The sequence below is a fragment of the Flexivirga caeni genome (assembly GCF_003724155.1).
In the GTDB taxonomy this organism is placed as follows: Bacteria; Actinomycetota; Actinomycetes; order Actinomycetales; family Dermatophilaceae; genus Flexivirga; species Flexivirga caeni.
This window is the reverse complement of sequence record NZ_RJJQ01000015.1, coordinates 42,945-58,623: the sequence shown is the minus strand read 5'-3', so window position 1 is coordinate 58,623 and position 15,679 is coordinate 42,945. Positions and strand designations below refer to the sequence as shown.

At 68.8% G+C, this 15,679-nt stretch carries 9 protein-coding genes and 1 tRNA gene; 2 read left to right on the top strand and 8 right to left on the bottom strand.

The features are described 5' to 3' along the window. Window positions 1-41 precede the first annotated feature (41 nt). Complete coding sequence (locus EFY87_RS13880) at window positions 42-1,211, top strand: trans-sulfuration enzyme family protein (RefSeq protein ID WP_123272088.1); 1,170 nt, start codon at window positions 42-44, stop codon at window positions 1,209-1,211. Between the two features lie 149 nt (window positions 1,212-1,360). Here EFY87_RS13880 and icmF read toward each other — a convergent pair whose 3' ends face one another. The 4 genes from icmF to EFY87_RS13860 all read right to left on the bottom strand — a co-directional run bounded on the left by icmF (window position 1,361) and on the right by EFY87_RS13860 (window position 7,873). Continuing rightward, window positions 1,361-4,591 carry a fused isobutyryl-CoA mutase/GTPase IcmF gene (gene icmF / locus EFY87_RS13875; protein WP_123272087.1) on the bottom strand — a complete coding sequence of 1,077 codons (3,231 nt, stop codon included), beginning with the start codon at window positions 4,589-4,591 and terminating at the stop codon, window positions 1,361-1,363. A gap of 67 nt (window positions 4,592-4,658) precedes the next feature. Continuing rightward, window positions 4,659-6,446, bottom strand: coding sequence for a selenocysteine-specific translation elongation factor (gene selB, locus EFY87_RS13870; protein WP_123272086.1), 1,788 nt, complete (start codon window positions 6,444-6,446; stop codon window positions 4,659-4,661). A 2-nt stretch (window positions 6,447-6,448) separates the two neighbouring features. Further along, window positions 6,449-7,747, bottom strand: coding sequence for an L-seryl-tRNA(Sec) selenium transferase (gene selA / locus EFY87_RS13865; RefSeq protein ID WP_123272085.1), 1,299 nt, complete (start codon window positions 7,745-7,747; stop codon window positions 6,449-6,451). 30 nt (window positions 7,748-7,777) lie between these two features. Beyond that, window positions 7,778-7,873, bottom strand: a tRNA-Sec gene (locus EFY87_RS13860). 132 nt (window positions 7,874-8,005) lie between these two features. Here EFY87_RS13860 and selD point away from each other — a divergent pair. After that, a complete protein-coding gene (gene selD / locus EFY87_RS13855; protein ID WP_123272084.1) occupies window positions 8,006-8,995 on the top strand; it encodes a selenide, water dikinase SelD in 990 nt (329 codons plus the stop codon). A gap of 132 nt (window positions 8,996-9,127) precedes the next feature. Here the strand turns inward: selD and nrfD are convergent, their stop codons facing one another. The 4 genes from nrfD to EFY87_RS13830 all read right to left on the bottom strand — a co-directional run bounded on the left by nrfD (window position 9,128) and on the right by EFY87_RS13830 (window position 15,673). After that, on the bottom strand, window positions 9,128-10,219 hold the full coding sequence (gene nrfD / locus EFY87_RS13850) for an NrfD/PsrC family molybdoenzyme membrane anchor subunit (RefSeq protein WP_123272083.1): 1,092 nt from the start codon (window positions 10,217-10,219) through the stop codon (window positions 9,128-9,130). Beyond that, window positions 10,216-11,241, bottom strand: coding sequence for a 4Fe-4S dicluster domain-containing protein (locus EFY87_RS13845; protein WP_123272162.1), 1,026 nt, complete (start codon window positions 11,239-11,241; stop codon window positions 10,216-10,218). The genes nrfD and EFY87_RS13845 overlap by 4 nt, the downstream gene beginning before the upstream one ends. Further along, a complete protein-coding gene (gene fdnG / locus EFY87_RS13840; RefSeq protein WP_245988647.1) occupies window positions 11,235-14,453 on the bottom strand; it encodes a formate dehydrogenase-N subunit alpha in 3,219 nt (1,072 codons plus the stop codon). The genes EFY87_RS13845 and fdnG overlap by 7 nt, the downstream gene beginning before the upstream one ends. Window positions 14,454-14,581: 128 nt before the next feature. Next, window positions 14,582-15,673, bottom strand: a complete 1,092-nt coding sequence (locus tag EFY87_RS13830; RefSeq protein ID WP_123272080.1) for an LLM class flavin-dependent oxidoreductase — start codon at window positions 15,671-15,673, stop codon at window positions 14,582-14,584. Window positions 15,674-15,679 lie beyond the last annotated feature (6 nt).

The window sequence follows — 15,679 nt, the reverse complement described above, 5'->3', positions numbered from 1 at the left end:
CCAGGGCGTCATACTGGGGTGGATTCTCCTAGGTTCTGCGTATGACGCAGCCGCTGCACTTCGACTCGATCGCCACCCACGCCGGCCGGTCCGGCCTCGCCGAGCATGGAGTACACGTGCCGCCGATCGACCTGTCGACGACCAATCCGGTGCCCGACCTCGACGCGAGCGGGCTGTCCTACGAGACGATGGCCGGCGGCGGCCGGCCGGTGCCCGGCGGCGGGAATGTCTATGCGCGACTGTGGAATCCGACCGTCGCCCGCTTCGAGGAAGGGCTGGCCGCGCTGGAAGGCACGGACGAGGCGGTCGCGTTCTCGTCGGGTATGGCGGCGATGACCGCCGTCATACTGGCCGCGAAGAGCGAGAGCGGAGGGCGGCACGTCGTCGCCGTCCGTCCCCTGTATGGCGGCACCGATCACCTGCTCGGCTCGCCGCTGCTCGACGTCGAGACGACCTACTGCACGCCCGAGGAAGTCGGCTCCGCGGTGCGGCCGGACACCTGCCTGGTCGTGGTCGAGACCCCCGGCAATCCGACGCTGGAGCTGGTCGACATCGCCGCAATCACCGCGGCCGCCGGCTCAGTGCCGGTGGTCGTGGACAACACCTTCGCGACGCCGGTGCTGCAGAACCCGGCCCGGCTCGGCGCAGCGCTCGTGCTGCACAGCGCGACGAAATTCATTGGCGGACACGGCGATGCGATCGCGGGGGTGGTCGCGGCGAGCACACCGTGGGCGGAGGCGTTGCGCCGGGTGCGGGCGATCACCGGCAGCCTGCTGCACCCGCTCGCGGGTTACCTGCTGCACCGCGGCCTCGCGACCCTGCCGTTACGCGTGCGTGCCGGTCAGGCCGGCGCGGACAAGCTGGCCGGTTGGGCGAGCGAGCACCCAGCGATCGCGGAGGTCTTCTATCCGGGGCTGCCCGAGTGCGACCCGGCCGGGCTTGTCGGACGCCAAATGCGTGGCCCTGGAGCGATGTTCGCGCTGCGGCTGTCCGGTGGGTATGACGCAGCGGCGCACCTCGTCAGCTCGGTCCGGCTCTTCGAGCACGCCGTTTCGCTGGGTGGCGTCACCTCGCTGATCTCGCACCCTGCCTCGCTCACTCACCGCCCGGTGCCCGCGGACGCCCGGCCCGCCGCCGACATCGTCCGGGTCTCGATCGGGTTGGAGGATGTCGAGGACCTGCGCGCCGACCTCGCTCAGGCTCTCGCGTAGTCCCCGACCCGCGCTTCGCCCGCGCCCTCCCCTCCCCGAGCGGAGTACTTCTCCGCCGAGCGGGTACAACGGCGACCGCAATTGGGCTACCGTTCTACCCCGGTCGGTGCGGATATACCCCGCTCGGAGAAGAGTCGTAGGCGCGCGCGTCAGACGTTGCGGCGGTATTGCCCACCCACCTCGAAGAACGCATCAGTGATCTGGCCCAGTGAGCAGACGCGCGCGGCGTCCATCAGCACGGCGAAGACGTTCTCACCCTTGGTCGCCGCCTCCCGCAGCCGGGCCAGCGCGACCTGCGCCTCGTCACGGTGCGCTTGCTGGAACGCTTGCACCCGCGACAGCTGCGACTCCTTCTCGTGCTCCGAAGCACGCGCCAGTTCAACGGTTTTCGCCTCTTCGCCCTCGTGCGGGTTGCGGAACGTGTTGACCCCGACGATCGGCAGCGACCCGTCGTGCTTGCGGTGCTCGTAGAGCATCGACTCGTCCTGGATCTTGCCGCGCTGGTAGCCGGTCTCCATCGCACCCAGCACGCCGCCGCGCTCGGAAATCCGGTCGAACTCGGCCAGCACGGCCGACTCGACCAGGTCGGTCAGCTCGTCGATGATGAACGAACCCTGCAGCGGGTTCTCGTTCATCGCCAGCCCCCATTCCTTGTTGATGATCAACTGGATGGCAAGCGCCCGCCGCACCGAATCCTCTGACGGCGTGGTGACGGCCTCGTCGAAAGCGTTGGTGTGCAACGAATTCGCGTTGTCATAGATCGCGATCAGCGCCTGCAGCGTCGTGCGTATGTCGTTGAACTGCATCTCCTGCGCGTGCAGCGACCGGCCCGAGGTCTGCACGTGATACTTCAGCTTCTGGCTGCGCTCGTTCGCGCCATACTTGTCGCGCATCGCCACCGCCCAGATCCGCCGCGCCACTCGGCCGATGACGGAATACTCCGGGTCCATGCCGTTGGAGAAGAAGAACGACAGGTTGGGCGCGAAGTCGTCGATCGCCATCCCGCGCGCGAGATAGGCCTCGACGTAGGTGAACCCGTTGGCGAGGGTGAACGCGAGCTGGCTGATCGGGTTCGCACCGGCTTCGGCGATGTGGTAGCCGCTGATCGACACCGAGTAGAAGTTGCGAACCGCGTTGGCAATGAACCATTCCTGGATGTCGGCCATCATCCGCAGGGAGAACTCGGTGGAGAACAAGCAGGTGTTCTGGCCCTGGTCCTCCTTGAGGATGTCCGCCTGCACGGTGCCGCGCACGGTCGCCAATGCCTTCGCCCGCACCTGCGCGGCCTCGGTCTCGCTCGGCTCGCGCCCCTGCTCGGCGGCGAACTTCGCCAGCTCCTGGTCGATGACGGTGTTGAGGAAGAACGCCAGGATCGTCGGCGCCGGACCGTTGATCGTCATGGACACACTCGTCGACGGCGACGTCAGGTCGAAGCCGTCATACAGCGCCTTCATGTCGTCCAGGGTTGCGACGGAAACGCCCGAGGTGCCGACCTTTCCGTAGATGTCGGGCCGCAGATCGGGGTCTCGCCCGTAGAGCGTCACCGAGTCGAAGGCTGTCGAGAGACGCGTAGCCGGCTGACCTTCGGAGAGCAGCTTGAAGCGCCGGTTGGTGCGGAACGGGTCACCCTCGCCCGCGAACATCCGCGCCGGATCCTCATTGTCCCGCTTGAACGGGAAAACCCCTGCGGTGAACGGGAAGTATCCGGGCAGGTTCTCCCGCCGCAGGAACGACAGGAGCTCGCCGTGATCCTGGTAACGCGGGAGCGCGACGCGGCGGATCTTGTTGCCCGACAAAGACTCCTTGGTCAGCGAGGTGCGGATCTGCTTGTCGCGGACGTGCACCACCTGCTCGTCGCCGCTGTATGACGCAACCACGCCCGGCCAGTCGGCCAGCGTCCGCCCGACCGAGGCCGGCAGATCCTGCCCGGCCTCGTCGATCAGGTCGGCCAATTCGCGGGGAGCCTTGTCCCCCAGCGCATCCCGCGCGGTCGTCAGGTGCTGCACGCGCCGCACGGCGTCGACATAGGACTCGGTGTCGGCGTGATATCCGTGCACCGTCTCAGCGATCTCCGCGAGATAGCGCACCCGTTGCGGCGGCACCACCTGGCGCAACACCGACGAGTGTCGCACTGCGACCGGAGCAAGGGCACCATCAGCGAATTCCATTCCCTTGCCGGCGACCTCGGACTTGAGCTCCTGGAAGAGCGCGGTGACGCCATCGTCGTTGAACGTCGCGGCGGAGGTGCCGAAGACCGGCATGTCGTCGGGCTTCTTGCCGAACGCTTCCCGGTTGCGCACCATCTGACGGCCGACGTCGCGCAGGGCATCCAGCGCGCCACGACGCTCGAACTTGTTGATCGCCACGACATCGGCGAAGTCGAGCATGTCGATCTTCTCGAGTTGGCTGGCCGCACCGAACTCCGGTGTCATCACGTAGAGGTTGACGTCGGCGAAGTCGACGATCGCCGCGTCGCCCTGGCCGATGCCGGGCGTCTCCACGATCACCAGGTCGTATGCCGCGGCCCGCAGCACGGTCAGCACCTCGGCGAGTTCCTCGGGGACCTCGCGCCCGCCGCGGGTGGCGAGCGAACGGAAGAAGATGCGTTCTCCGTCAAGGGAATTCATCCGGATGCGGTCGCCCAGCAGGGCGCCGCCACCCCGCCGTCGCGTCGGGTCGATCGCGACGCACGCGATGCGCAGCTTGTCCTGCTGATCCATCCGGAAGCGGCGGACCAGCTCGTCGGTGAGACTCGACTTGCCGGAGCCGCCGGTGCCGGTGATGCCCAGGACGGGCGTGTGCCGAGACGACGCGGCATCCCGCAGTTGCTCCAGCAATTCCGGCGCCAGCACGCCCTGCTCGGCGCCGCTGATGGTGCGGGCCACGGCCGCCCGGTCGCCCGAGATCACCGCGTGGGCGTCGGGACGCGACACGTCATACACATTGAAGTCGCAGTCCTTGATGACCTCGTTGATCATGCCGACCAGCCCGAGCCGCTGACCGTCCTCCGGGCTGAAGATCGTGACACCGGACTTCCGCAGCCGGGCAATCTCCTCAGGCACGATGACCCCGCCGCCACCGCCGACGACCCGGATGTGGCCGGCCCCGGCGTCGCGCAGCAGCTGCGTCAGGTATTCGAAGTATTCGACGTGCCCGCCCTGGTAGGAACTGACCGCGATGCCTTGCGCGTCCTCCTCGATCGCCGCGTCGACGACCTCCTGCACGCTGCGGTTGTGCCCCAAGTGGATCACCTCGGCGCCCTGGCTCTGCATGATGCGTCGCATGATGTTGATCGACGCGTCGTGCCCGTCGAACAGGCTCGACGCTGTGACGATGCGGATCGGGTTGACGGGGACGTGAAGCGCAGGTGCCTCGGACATGGGATCTCCACTCTGGCTGGGTGCCTCAATGGTAGGACGTCCAAGTATTAGCGACCAAATGCGCTGACTAACGAATCACCTCACGGCGGCCATCGGCTGCTCGCCGGGTCCAGCCGCGCCGGTCGAGATGTTCCAGCAGGGGTATGGCGACCCGGCGCGTCGTGCCGAGCGCCGTCCGGGCCTGGCTGACCGTGAACGGGCCTGGCAGCCGGGCAAGCTCGCGCATCGCCAGCGCCGGGGCGGTCGGAAGCAGCACGATGCCGTCGGCAAGACGGAGCAGGCGGCCGGCATGCTCGGCAGCGGCGAGCTCGCGCCGGCCGAGGCCGAGCGCCGTGAGCTCGTCGGCGTCCGGTGCCGCGAAGGAATCGGCGTGCAACCGTGCCTCGACCGCCGCGATGCCCGGCTCGGCCGGACCGAGATCAGCGGACTCATCCGGAAGCGTCACCGCCGGGCCGCGCAGCGCCAGCCCGGCCTCTCGAACCACCAGGTCGAGCAGTTCCGTGTCCGGAAGCCGGCACGCGTCGGCGGCGGCCTTGCGAGAAAGCCCGGGCGACAACGGGTCCCGCGACCGATCGGCCAGCAGAGCTGCGTGCAGCTGGGCCGCCCAGCGCCGTACGGCGTCCTCGTCGAGCCACCAGTCCCCTTCTGCGCGGACGCCTTCGAGCGGCAGGTCCGGCATGCCGATGCCCATCCGCCGCAGCATGTCGTCACGCACCGCACCGCGTCGCCGCAGCTCGACCCGGATGTCCCCGGCCCGGTTGGCGGCGGCGAGTTGCGCGGCACGCTGCCGCCCGGAGCCACGCCGACGCAACGGCGGCGGGTCGACGTCGAGCACCTGGACCCCGGCTGCGATCGGCGCAGCAGTGTTGTCGCGCAGGATGATCCGGTCACCGACGGTGATGGGCAGTTGGCGTCCGAGGGTAAGCCGGCCGGTCTCGGCATCGAACGGCCGCAGGCGGGCCGGCACCGACGCCGTGCCCAGGTGAATGGTGACTTCCGCCGCCGTCTCGTCCAGTTTGCGCCCGCTGGTCCGTCGCACGTCGATCGAGTCGGTCAGGTGCCACACGCCGGGCGTGAGCAGCACATCTCCCCGGTGGATCTCGTCCGAGCCGATCGACCGGAGATTGAGGGCGACCCGGCTCACCGGGCCGATGCTGTCCACCGCGCGCCCGTGTTCCTGCACACCGCGGATCGTCACCTCCTGGCGACGGCCATCACCGACGAGCAGCAGCCGGTCGCCGGTCCGGAGCGTGCCTGCGGGTAGCGTGCCAGTGACGACGGTTCCCGCCCCCTTGATCGAAAATGCTCGGTCGATCCACCAGCGAATGCGGCTGCCGGGCAGGAGTTTCGGCGTTGCAAGCAACGCGCCCTCCAGGACCGACAGCAGCTCCGGCAGTCCCTTGCCGGTGACGGCCGAGACGGGCACGATGGGTGCGTCCTGCAGGCCGGTCCCGGCGAACTCCTGCCGAATGCGAGCCGCCACCTCGGGCACCCGCTCGGCAGCCAGATCCGCCCGGCTGATGACGATCACCCCGTGTTCGATGGCCAGCGCCGCGACCGCATCGCGGTGGTCGCCCGACTGCGGACGCCAGCCTTCGTCAGCAGCGACGACGAAACAGACGAACGGGGCCGGGCCGAATCCGGCGAGCATGTTGCCCAGGAATCGTTCATGGCCCGGCACGTCGACGAACGCGACTCGCACACCGGAAGGTGTGGTCGTCGAGGCGAATCCGAGGTCGATCGTCAGACCGCGCCGCTTCTCCTCGGCCCAGCGGTCGGGGTCGGTCCCGGTGAGCGCGCGCACCAGGGTGCTCTTGCCGTGGTCGACGTGACCCGCGGTCGCGACGACATACACCGTTATCGCCCCAGGGCAGCGACTACGGCTGCCGTCAGCCGCTCGTCGTCGGCCTCCGGCACGCACCGCAGGTCGATCAGGCAGTGTCCGCCGTGCACCCGCGGCAGCACCGCTGGATCGCCGACACGCAATGCGGGAGCAAGGTTTTCGGGCAACGCCACAGCCCAGCCGCCGAGTGGGACTCCGGGCGCGCCGCCACCACCGACGCGGCCGTCATGCGGCACCACCTCTCCGTCGGTCGCCGCGGCCAGCAGGGCCGCTCGCTCCGCCAGGCGGTCCGAGTCCGCGTGCAGCGAGGCTGCGGTCGGCGTCACCGGGCCGTTGAGTGTCGCTTCGAGTGCGGCGAGTGCGAGCTTGTCGGCCCGGACGGCGCGGGCGAGAGGGTGCTGCGCCATACGGTCGACAATCTCCTTGCACCCCAGCACAATTCCTGCCTGCGGGCCACCGAGCAGCTTGTCGCCGCTTGCGGTGACGACGTCGGCCCCTGCCGCCAGCGTGGTGCCGGCGTCCGGCTCGTCCGGGATGACCGGGTCGTGCTCGAGGAGCCCACTGCCCAAGTCGACGAGCAGGGGGAGCTTGTTTTCGGTTGCCACTGCGCGCAGTTCGGCGACCGTGACCGATGCGGTGAAACCATCGACCCGGAAGTTGCTCGGGTGGACCTTGAGAATGGCGCCGGTGTCGGGCCCGATGGCTTCGGCATAGTCGCGCAGATGCGTGCGGTTGGTGGTGCCGATCTCGCGCAATCGTGCACCCGTCGACGCAATCAGGTCGGGCAGCCGGAAACCGGCGCCAATCTCGACGAGTTCGCCTCTGCTGACGATTATTTCGCGTCCTTGCGCGAGTGTGGTCGTGGCCAGGACAAGCGCCGCCGCGCCGTTGTTGACGACGAGCGCCTGCTGCGCTGCGGGGCAGCGCGCGAGCAGGGCGTCCCGGGCCGACAGCCCACGCTTGGAACGCGCGCCGGAGGGGAGATCCAGCTCGACGTCGACGTACCCTGCGGCCGCGGTGACCGCGTCGATCGCCCCCGGCGACAGCGGAGCCCGTCCGAGGTTGGTGTGTATGACGACACCCGTCGCGTTGAGCACCGGACGCAACCCGGTCGGTGGGCGCTGGAGCGAGTCGGTCAGCACGGCGACGACCTGTTCCGGCTCGATCTCACCGCTGCGGGCCTGCTGCTGCGCCGCGGACACCAGGCGCCGCAGGGCATCCGGGCCAAGCCGGCCGGCAGCCGCCGCGACCTCGGGCGAGGCAAGCAGCGCGTCGGTGCGCGGGATGCGGCTGCGCGGATCCTGCGGCGACATCGGCACCTCCGGTCGGGTACGACATGAGTTTGGCGGAGACGGACGGGAATCGAACCCGCCAGACCGAGCTGCTCGGTCTCACCGGTTTTGAAGACCGGGGGGCCCACCAGGAACCCTGACGCCTCCACCCGCCAACCTACCCGCTCCCCCCTCTCGCGAGTGACGGCTTCCTCGCCGAGCGACGGTGCAATTACGCCGTCGCTCGCCGAGGAAGCCGTCTTTCGGCGTGGTGGGGCGGCACGTCATACGCTCGTACGTATGACCGGCATCGAGACGCGGCGACTGACCGATTACGCGCGCGGGGGCGGCTGCGCGTGCAAGATCCCCGCGGGTGAGCTGGAGGACGCGGTGCGCGGCCTGGTCGGCCAGACCGGTCCTGATGTGCTCGTCGGCCTCGACGACGGCGACGACGCTGCCGCGGTGCGCGTCCGCGACGACCTGGCGGTGCTGTCGACGGCTGACTTCTTCACACCCGTCGTGGACGACGCCTATGACTGGGGACGCATCGCCGCGGCGAACGCGTTGTCCGACATCTATGCAATGGGCGGGCGGCCGGTCGTCGCGATCAACCTGGTCGGCTGGCCGCGCGGCGTGCTGCCGATGGAGCTGATGACCGAGGTCCTGCGCGGTGGCCTGGACGTCGGCCGGCAAGCCGGTTGCCCGGTCATCGGGGGGCACACGATCGACGATCCCGAGCCGAAGTACGGTATGGCGGTCACCGGTGTCGCGGACCCGAACCGGTTGCTACGCAACGATTCCGGAGCCCCGGGTATGCCACTGACGCTCACCAAGCCGATCGGTGTGGGGCTGCTCAACAACCGTCACAAGCAGACCGGGGAAGTCTTCGAGGCGGCAGTCGCGTCGATGACCGCGCTCAACGATGCCGCGGCTGCGGCCGCACTCGCGGCCGGTGTCACCGCCGCGACCGACGTGACGGGCTTCGGACTGCTCGGCCACTTGCACAAGCTGTGCCGCGCATCCGGCATCGGCGCCGTGATCGAGCGGTCCGCGGTCCCTGCGGTCGACGGCGCCCTCGATGCGCTCGCCGCGGGCTACGTCTCCGGCGGGACGCGGCGTAACCTGAGCTGGGTGCGCCCGCACCTGGAGACCGCGGCAGGCATCACCGACGACGACCTGCTCTTCCTCGCCGACGCCCAGACGTCCGGCGGGCTGCTGGTGGTCGGCGAGGTGCCCGGCTACCCGGTGATCGGGCACACGGTCGCTACTCCAGGCATCGAGATCCGCTGACCAGGTAGCGCACCCGTCCCGTTCTCGCGACCGTTGCCGGTTAGGTACAGGTTCGCGGCGAAATCACGTGCCGAAACAGCGACCGTTGCCACTTGTGCACGCGACCCGTGGTCAGTGGTCGGACAAGCGAACTCAGCCGACGGTGGTGATCGAGTCGTCCGTGATGCCGGCGGCGCGACGCTCTTCGAGGCGACGGCGCTGCGGCTCGATCGTGTAGCGCGGATCCTTCGCCGAGTTGATGCCTGCCTCCAGGATGCCGAAACGGGTGCAGGCCGAGGCCCCGAGCAGCGCGATACCAGCGAGGGCCGCGGGCAGACGATGGCCGCCGAGCAGCAGCGCACCGAAACCGCCTGCGGCTGCAAGGCGTTCGCTCCAGCGCAGCAGCGTGCCCGGCCGGCCCTGGTGCAGCGGCTCGGCCGCGACCGGGTCCATCCGGCGCTCCATCCAGCGCGTCCCGATCAAGTCACCAGCAACGCCGATCACCGCAAGCACCCGGGCCGGGCGGGTCTCGCGGGTCGGCGTCGTCACCATCGCCAGCCCACTCGCGGCCAGGCTGGCCGAGCTGACGAACACGAATGGCAGGTCGCGGTGGGCAGCGTTCCAGGTCGGGTTCGCGGTGTCGGACAGCAGCACGGCGGTGTATGCCGCCAGCGGTGGCCCGAACGCTGCGGCAACCGCCCCGCCCACCGGCTCGGCGAACGACAGCAGACCACGAAATGGCCCGAGCGGCAGCCGGTTTCGCGTGAGCCGGTCGATTTCGGACACGGCAGCCACCCCCATGCCGCCGCTGTATGCCGTGAGGATCCACGACCCGATGCTCATCGGCGAGGTCGGCTTGATGGTGCGCAGCATGTTGTAGAAGCGGTCCGGCCGGCCGAGGTCGGCCACCAGCGCAGCACCGCCGATCGAGACAGCAGCGATCGCGCCGAGTCGAGCGTTGCGGCACAACAGTTTTCGCCCGGTCAACTGGGCACCGAAGGCGAGCAGCCCGGAGCCGCCGGCCACCCCGCCGAGGAAGAGGTATGACGCGATCAGGTCTCCCCACGGCGGTGGCTTGACGATCGCGCGGCCGTAGTATGAGGTGAACTCCACTTCGGGAACCATCATCATCTCGGCCGAGCCATCGGTGCGCTGCCGTCGCTTCGGACGCCGAATCCGCCCGAAATTACGACCTTTTCGGCGCGGTTCCGGTGGCCGGAACTGATCGAAGTCGGATGTGCTCACCGGCCACCGCCGACGAACGCGACGACGGCCGCTGCGACCATCCCTGCCGCGGCGAAGCCCGCACGCCGGAACATCACCTGCAGGTCGGCCGTCGGCACCCGCGGGTCCGGTGGCAGGCCGTAGACCTCCGGCTCGTCGAGCAGCAGGAAGACCGACCCCGTGCCGCCGACTCCGTCGAGTTCGTTGGCGCCATACAGCCGCGCCTCCGGCATACCCTGCTCATGCAGTTCTCTGACCCGATCACGAGCAGCCGCAACGAGTTCCGCGTGTTCACCGAACTTGATGGACGTGGTCGGGCACGTCTTGGCACATGCCGGGGTCTGCCCGTCGACCAGGCGGTCGTAGCAGAGTGTGCATTTCTGGGCGACTCCCCGGCGGGGCACCTTCGGCTGCTCGCCCTTGCGCTCGCCCTCCCGGGTGGTGGGTGCGGCCGTGCCGTCGCTGCGGCGTTCGATGACGCCGAACGGACAGCCGGCGACGCAGGTGCCGCACCCGTTGCACACGTCGGGTTGCACCACGACAGAACCGAATTCAGTGCGGAAGAGCGCTCCGGTCGGACAGACATCCAAGCACCCGGCGTGCGTGCAGTGCTTGCACACGTCGGAGGCCATCAGCCAGCGGAACTCCGCGGTGTCAGGTGGGGTGCGATCGACGGGCGCGTCGGCGGTCGGGGCGCCGATCCTCGGCATACCAAGATCGACCAGGCGGCGCCCGGACTCGCGGGCCTGCTCGACGCGCGCGGCGTCCTGCTCGATGAACGCGACGTGCCGCCAGGTGCTCGCGCCGAGCCCCTGGGTGTTGTCATAGGACCAGCCGGTGAGTTCGAGATCCCCGTCGCGCGGATTGCGGTTCCACTCCTTGCACGCCACCTCGCACGCCTTGCAGCCGATGCAGATCGAGGTATCGGTGAAAAACCCTCTGCGCGCTTCATGCTCGGTCCAGCCGGAGTCGGTGGCAGGGTCGGTCGGGCCAGACAGCTCATGCGCCCAGCCACCGCGCACCGGGTTCCAGGAGTTCACCATCGGGTCCATCCTTCCTGGTCTCGGTCGTCGCCCGGCGCCGGATCGTGCAACTCGGCCGGCGGATCGGTGATCCGCTGGTTATCAGTCTGCACGGTCACCCCCGCCCGTTCGTTGTATGACGCGAGCAGCGCCTCGGCCGCGGCTCCGCGTGGCCGCCGGCCGGCGACGATGTCGCACGACCCGACTTTCGACTCCTGGATGAGCACATTGGGGTCCAGTGTCACCCCGATCAGGTCGTTCGCGGCATCGCCTGTAACGAGTGCTTCGTTGCCGACGCCCCAGTGGTAGGGCAGCCCGATCTGGTGCACGGTGCGGCCGTCGATCGTCAGCGGCGTCATTCTCTCGGTGACCAGCACTTTCGCCTCGATGACGGCCCGTGGCGACACGATGGTCGCCCAGCCTTCGTTGACCAGACCGCGCTCCGCGGCAAGCTGCGGGGACACCTCGCAGAACATCTCCGGCTGCAACTCGGACAGGTAGGGCAGCCAGCGGCTCATCCCGCCGGCGGTGTGGTGCTCGGTCAGCCGGTAGGTCGTGAACACGAACGGGAACACGTCCGCACCCTGCTCCCCCGCACTGGGCGCATCCAGGTTGTCCTCGCGCGGGTAGATCACTCGTGCCGGACTCTGCTGCTGCGGATAGAGCAGATTGCGGACCGGAGACTCCTGCGGCTCGAAATGGGTCGGCAATGGACCGTCCACCAGCCCGGACGGCGCGAAAAGCCAGCCCTTGCCGTCCGACTGCATGATGAACGGATCGTCACCGCCCAGAGCCGCCGGACCGCCCAGAGCGGGATCCGGCCGGCTGTGCGGCGCGCGGTCGACCGGGAAATCGGGCACGTCGTCCCCGACCCAGCGCTGCTGCTCCTCGTCCCACCAGATGTACTTCTTGCGGTCACTCCACGGCTTGCCGTCCGGGTCTGCGGACGCGCGGTTGTACAGGATCCGCCGGTCGGCCGGCCACGCCCAGCCCCACTGCGATTGGCTGACGCCTGCGCCACCACCGGGCACCCGGCGCGCTGCCTTGTTCTCGTCGCCCGCGAACACCCCGGCATAGATCCAGCATCCGCTCGACGTGGAGCCGTCCGCCTTCAATTCGCCGAAACCAGAGACCAATTCGCGCTGACCGTGCTCGCCGGTGCGGTAGCCGTTGATCTCACGCAGGACCGCCTGCGGGTCGGGGTTGCCGGTCTCGTCGTCGGGGTAGTCCCAGGTCATGTCGAGCAGTGGGCGGTCGCGTTCATCGCCCGAATCAGCGACAAGGCTGCGGATGCGCTGTCCCAGCTCCAGGAAGAAGTCGAGCTCGCTCTGGCACTCGCCCGGCGGCTGCACCGCCTGGTGCCGCCACTGCAGCAGCCGCTGCGTCTGGGTGAAAGAGCCGGCCTTCTCCACGTGGGTCGCCGCCGGGAGGAAGAACACCTCCGTCTCGATGTCCTCGGTGCGCACCTCGCCGGACAGCACCTCCGGCGAGTCCTGCCACCAGGTCGCACTCTCGATAAGGCTGAGGTCGCGCACGACCAGCCACTTCAGGTGCCGCATCGCCTCGCGCTGCAGCTTGCCATTGGCGGACCCGACGGCCGGATTCTGGCCCAGCACGAAGTAGCCCTCGACCTGATCGTCGATCATCGCCATTGCGGTCTCGTAGGTGCTGTGTGGACCGGTCAGCCGCGGCAACCTGTCGAAATACCAGTCATTCTCGGCGGTTGCGGCATCCCCGAAGTAAGCCTTCATCAGGCTCACGAAATAGGTGTCGGCGTTCGCCCAGAAGCCCTTCTGCTGCGTGTTGCCGACTGCGGCCAGGTAGGCGTCCAACGTGTCGTGCCGACCTGCCACCGGCATCGGCAGATATCCCGGAAACAAATTGAAAAGCGTTGGTATGTCGGTAGATCCCTGAATGCTGGCATGCCCTCGCAGCGCCATGATCCCCGAGCCGGGCCGGCCGACATTGCCGAGCAACAGCTGCAGCACCGCCGCGGTCCGGATGAACTGGGCGCCGAAGGTGTGCTGCGTCCAGCCGGTGGCATACGCCCAGCAGGTGGTGCGCTCCCGGCCGGAGTTGCCGGTCACCGCGTCGGCGAGATAGATGAAGTCGGCTTCGGAGATGCCGCACACCTGCTGGACCAGTTCCGGGGTGTAGCGCGCGTAGTGCCGCTTGAGGATCTGGAAGACGGTCCGGGGGTCTTGCAGCGTGTCGTCGCTGCCCTCGTCATACGCCCAGGTGGTGTTGTCGTAGGTGCCGGTCTCGGGGTCGAACCCGGAGAAGAGTCCGCCGAGGTCCTCAGTGTCGCGGAAGTCGGCGCTGACCAGCCGCGCCGCGTTGGTGTAGGCGAGCACGTAGTCCCTGAACCACAGGTCATGGGTCAGCACGTGGTTGATGAGCGCCCCGAGCAACGCGACGTCCGATCCGACGCGGATCGCGATGTGCTTGTCGGCCACGGCAGACGTGCGCGTGAAGCGCGGGTCGACGTGAATCACCTTGGCACCGCGGGCTTTTGCTTCAGCGACCCATTGGAATCCGACCGGGTGCGCCTCCGCCATATTGCCGCCCTGCAGCACGATGCAGTCCGCATTGGCCATGTCTTGCAGCGTTTGGGTGGCGCCGCCGCGCCCGAACGAGGTCCCCAGACCGGGAACCGTGGCGGAGTGTCAAATGCGGGCTTGGTTCTCGATCTGGATCGCGCCGGCCGCGGTGAAGAGCTTCTTGATCAGGTAGTTCTCTTCGTTGTCGAGCGTCGCACCACCGAGCGAGGCAATGCCCATGGTGCGGCGCAGGATCCGGCCTTCGTCGTCGCGCTCCTGCCACCTGTTGCGCCGGGACTGCACGAAGCGCTGCGCGATCATCTCGATGGCGCTGTCCCGATCGAGTCGCTCCCACTGCGTGCCGCGCGGCTTGCGGTAAAGCACTTCGTACTGCCGGCCGGGCGCGTTGACCAGTTGCTCGCTCGCCGAACCCTTGGGGCACAGCCGGCCCCGGGAGATCGGCGAATCGGGGTCGCCCTCGATCTGGACGACCTTCTCGTCCTTGACGTAGACCTGCTGGCCACAGCCGACCGCGCAATAGGGGCAGACGCTCTGCACCACCCGGTCCGCGGTGGTCGTGCGCGGCTGCAGGTCGCGGGTGGTGGGCGACGTCGCAGCGACGCCGCGCCCGGTCCTGTCGCCGGTGCGCAACTGCCGGACCACCGGCCACTGCAGCGTGCTCAGCCTGCCCACGAGGTAACTGTAGCCACCTCGATGAGTCCGCAGTCCTCAGTCGACTCCCCATTGACGCTCGAGCCCGCCATTGACGCCGCTGCTGCGGCGTCAATGGCGGGTTCGAGCGTCAGCCGCGGTTTCGATCGTCAGTCGGCGAGCGCGGGGACCGAGTCACCCGGGACCGGGCCGCCCGTCACCGAGTCGCCCACAACGGGTCCCTCGGTGTTCGGCCGCCAGCCCAGCGCCGGCGCGACGTGCTCGGCGAAGGCCTGCAGCACATGCGCGTTGTAATCGACGCCGAGCTGGTTCGGCACGGTGAGCAGCACGGTGTCGGCCGCCATGACCGCGGCATCGCCGCGCAGCTGCTCGATCAGCCGGTCGGGCGCGTCGGCATACGTCTTGCCGAACGTGGAGTGGAAACCGTCGATGACGCCGACCTGGTCGCCGTCCTGTGCGCCGCCGAAGTATGCCGCGTCGAGCTCGTCGACGATCGGAAAGATGCTGCGGGAGACCGAGACTCGCGGACGACCGGTGTGACCGGCCGCGGCATACGCCGCCCGGAAACGGTCGATCTGTTCCCCCTGCAGGTCGCCGAACGCCTCGCCGTTGGCCTCGGTGAGCAGCGTGGACGACATCAGGTTGAGCCCGAGTGCGCCGACCCACTCGGCGGTTTCGCGAGTGCCCGAACCCCACCAGATGCGATCGCGCAAACCCTCGGAGCGCGGTTCGATGCGCAACCGGGTGCCGGGCAGCGTCCGCTGCGGGTCGGCGTCGACCATCCGCTCGCCGCTGATCGCGTCGAGGAAGGTCGCGAACTTGGCCCGCGCCAGATCGCCGCCGCGCGGATCCTGCGCGCCGGTGTAGCCGAACGCCTCGTAGCCGCGGATCGCGGTCTCGGGTGAACCGCGGGAGATCCCGATGGCCAGCCGCTGATCGCTCAGCAGGTCCAGCGCACCGAGTTCCTCGGCCAGCTGGAGCGGGTTTTCGTAACGCATGTCGATCACGCCGGTGCCGACCTCGATCCGCCGGGTGCGCGCCGTGATCGTCGCCAGCAGCGGGATCGGCGAGGAAAACTGGCGCTCGAAGTGGTGGACCCGGAACGAGGCGGCATTGACACCGAGCTCGTCCGCCGCGACAGCGAGTTCCACCGACTGCTTGAGCGCCGCCGCTGCGTCGGGAGTCTGCGATCCGCGGACCGGCCCGTAATGCCCGAAACTCAGGAAACCGAAGGCTTTCATGGAAAA

Bases quoted from the DNA above. Each gene is read 5' to 3' on its own strand.
- EFY87_RS13880 (WP_123272088.1), top strand. From the start codon at position 42: ATGACGCAGCCGCTGCACTTCGACTCGATCGCCACCCACGCCGGCCGG.
- icmF (WP_123272087.1), bottom strand. From the start codon at position 4,591: ATGTCCGAGGCACCTGCGCTTCACGTCCCCGTCAACCCGATCCGCATC.
- selA (WP_123272085.1), bottom strand. From the start codon at position 7,747: ATGTCGCCGCAGGATCCGCGCAGCCGCATCCCGCGCACCGACGCGCTG.
- selD (WP_123272084.1), top strand. From the start codon at position 8,006: ATGACCGGCATCGAGACGCGGCGACTGACCGATTACGCGCGCGGGGGC.
- EFY87_RS13845 (WP_123272162.1), bottom strand. From the start codon at position 11,241: ATGGTGAACTCCTGGAACCCGGTGCGCGGTGGCTGGGCGCATGAGCTG.
- EFY87_RS13830 (WP_123272080.1), bottom strand. From the start codon at position 15,673: ATGAAAGCCTTCGGTTTCCTGAGTTTCGGGCATTACGGGCCGGTCCGC.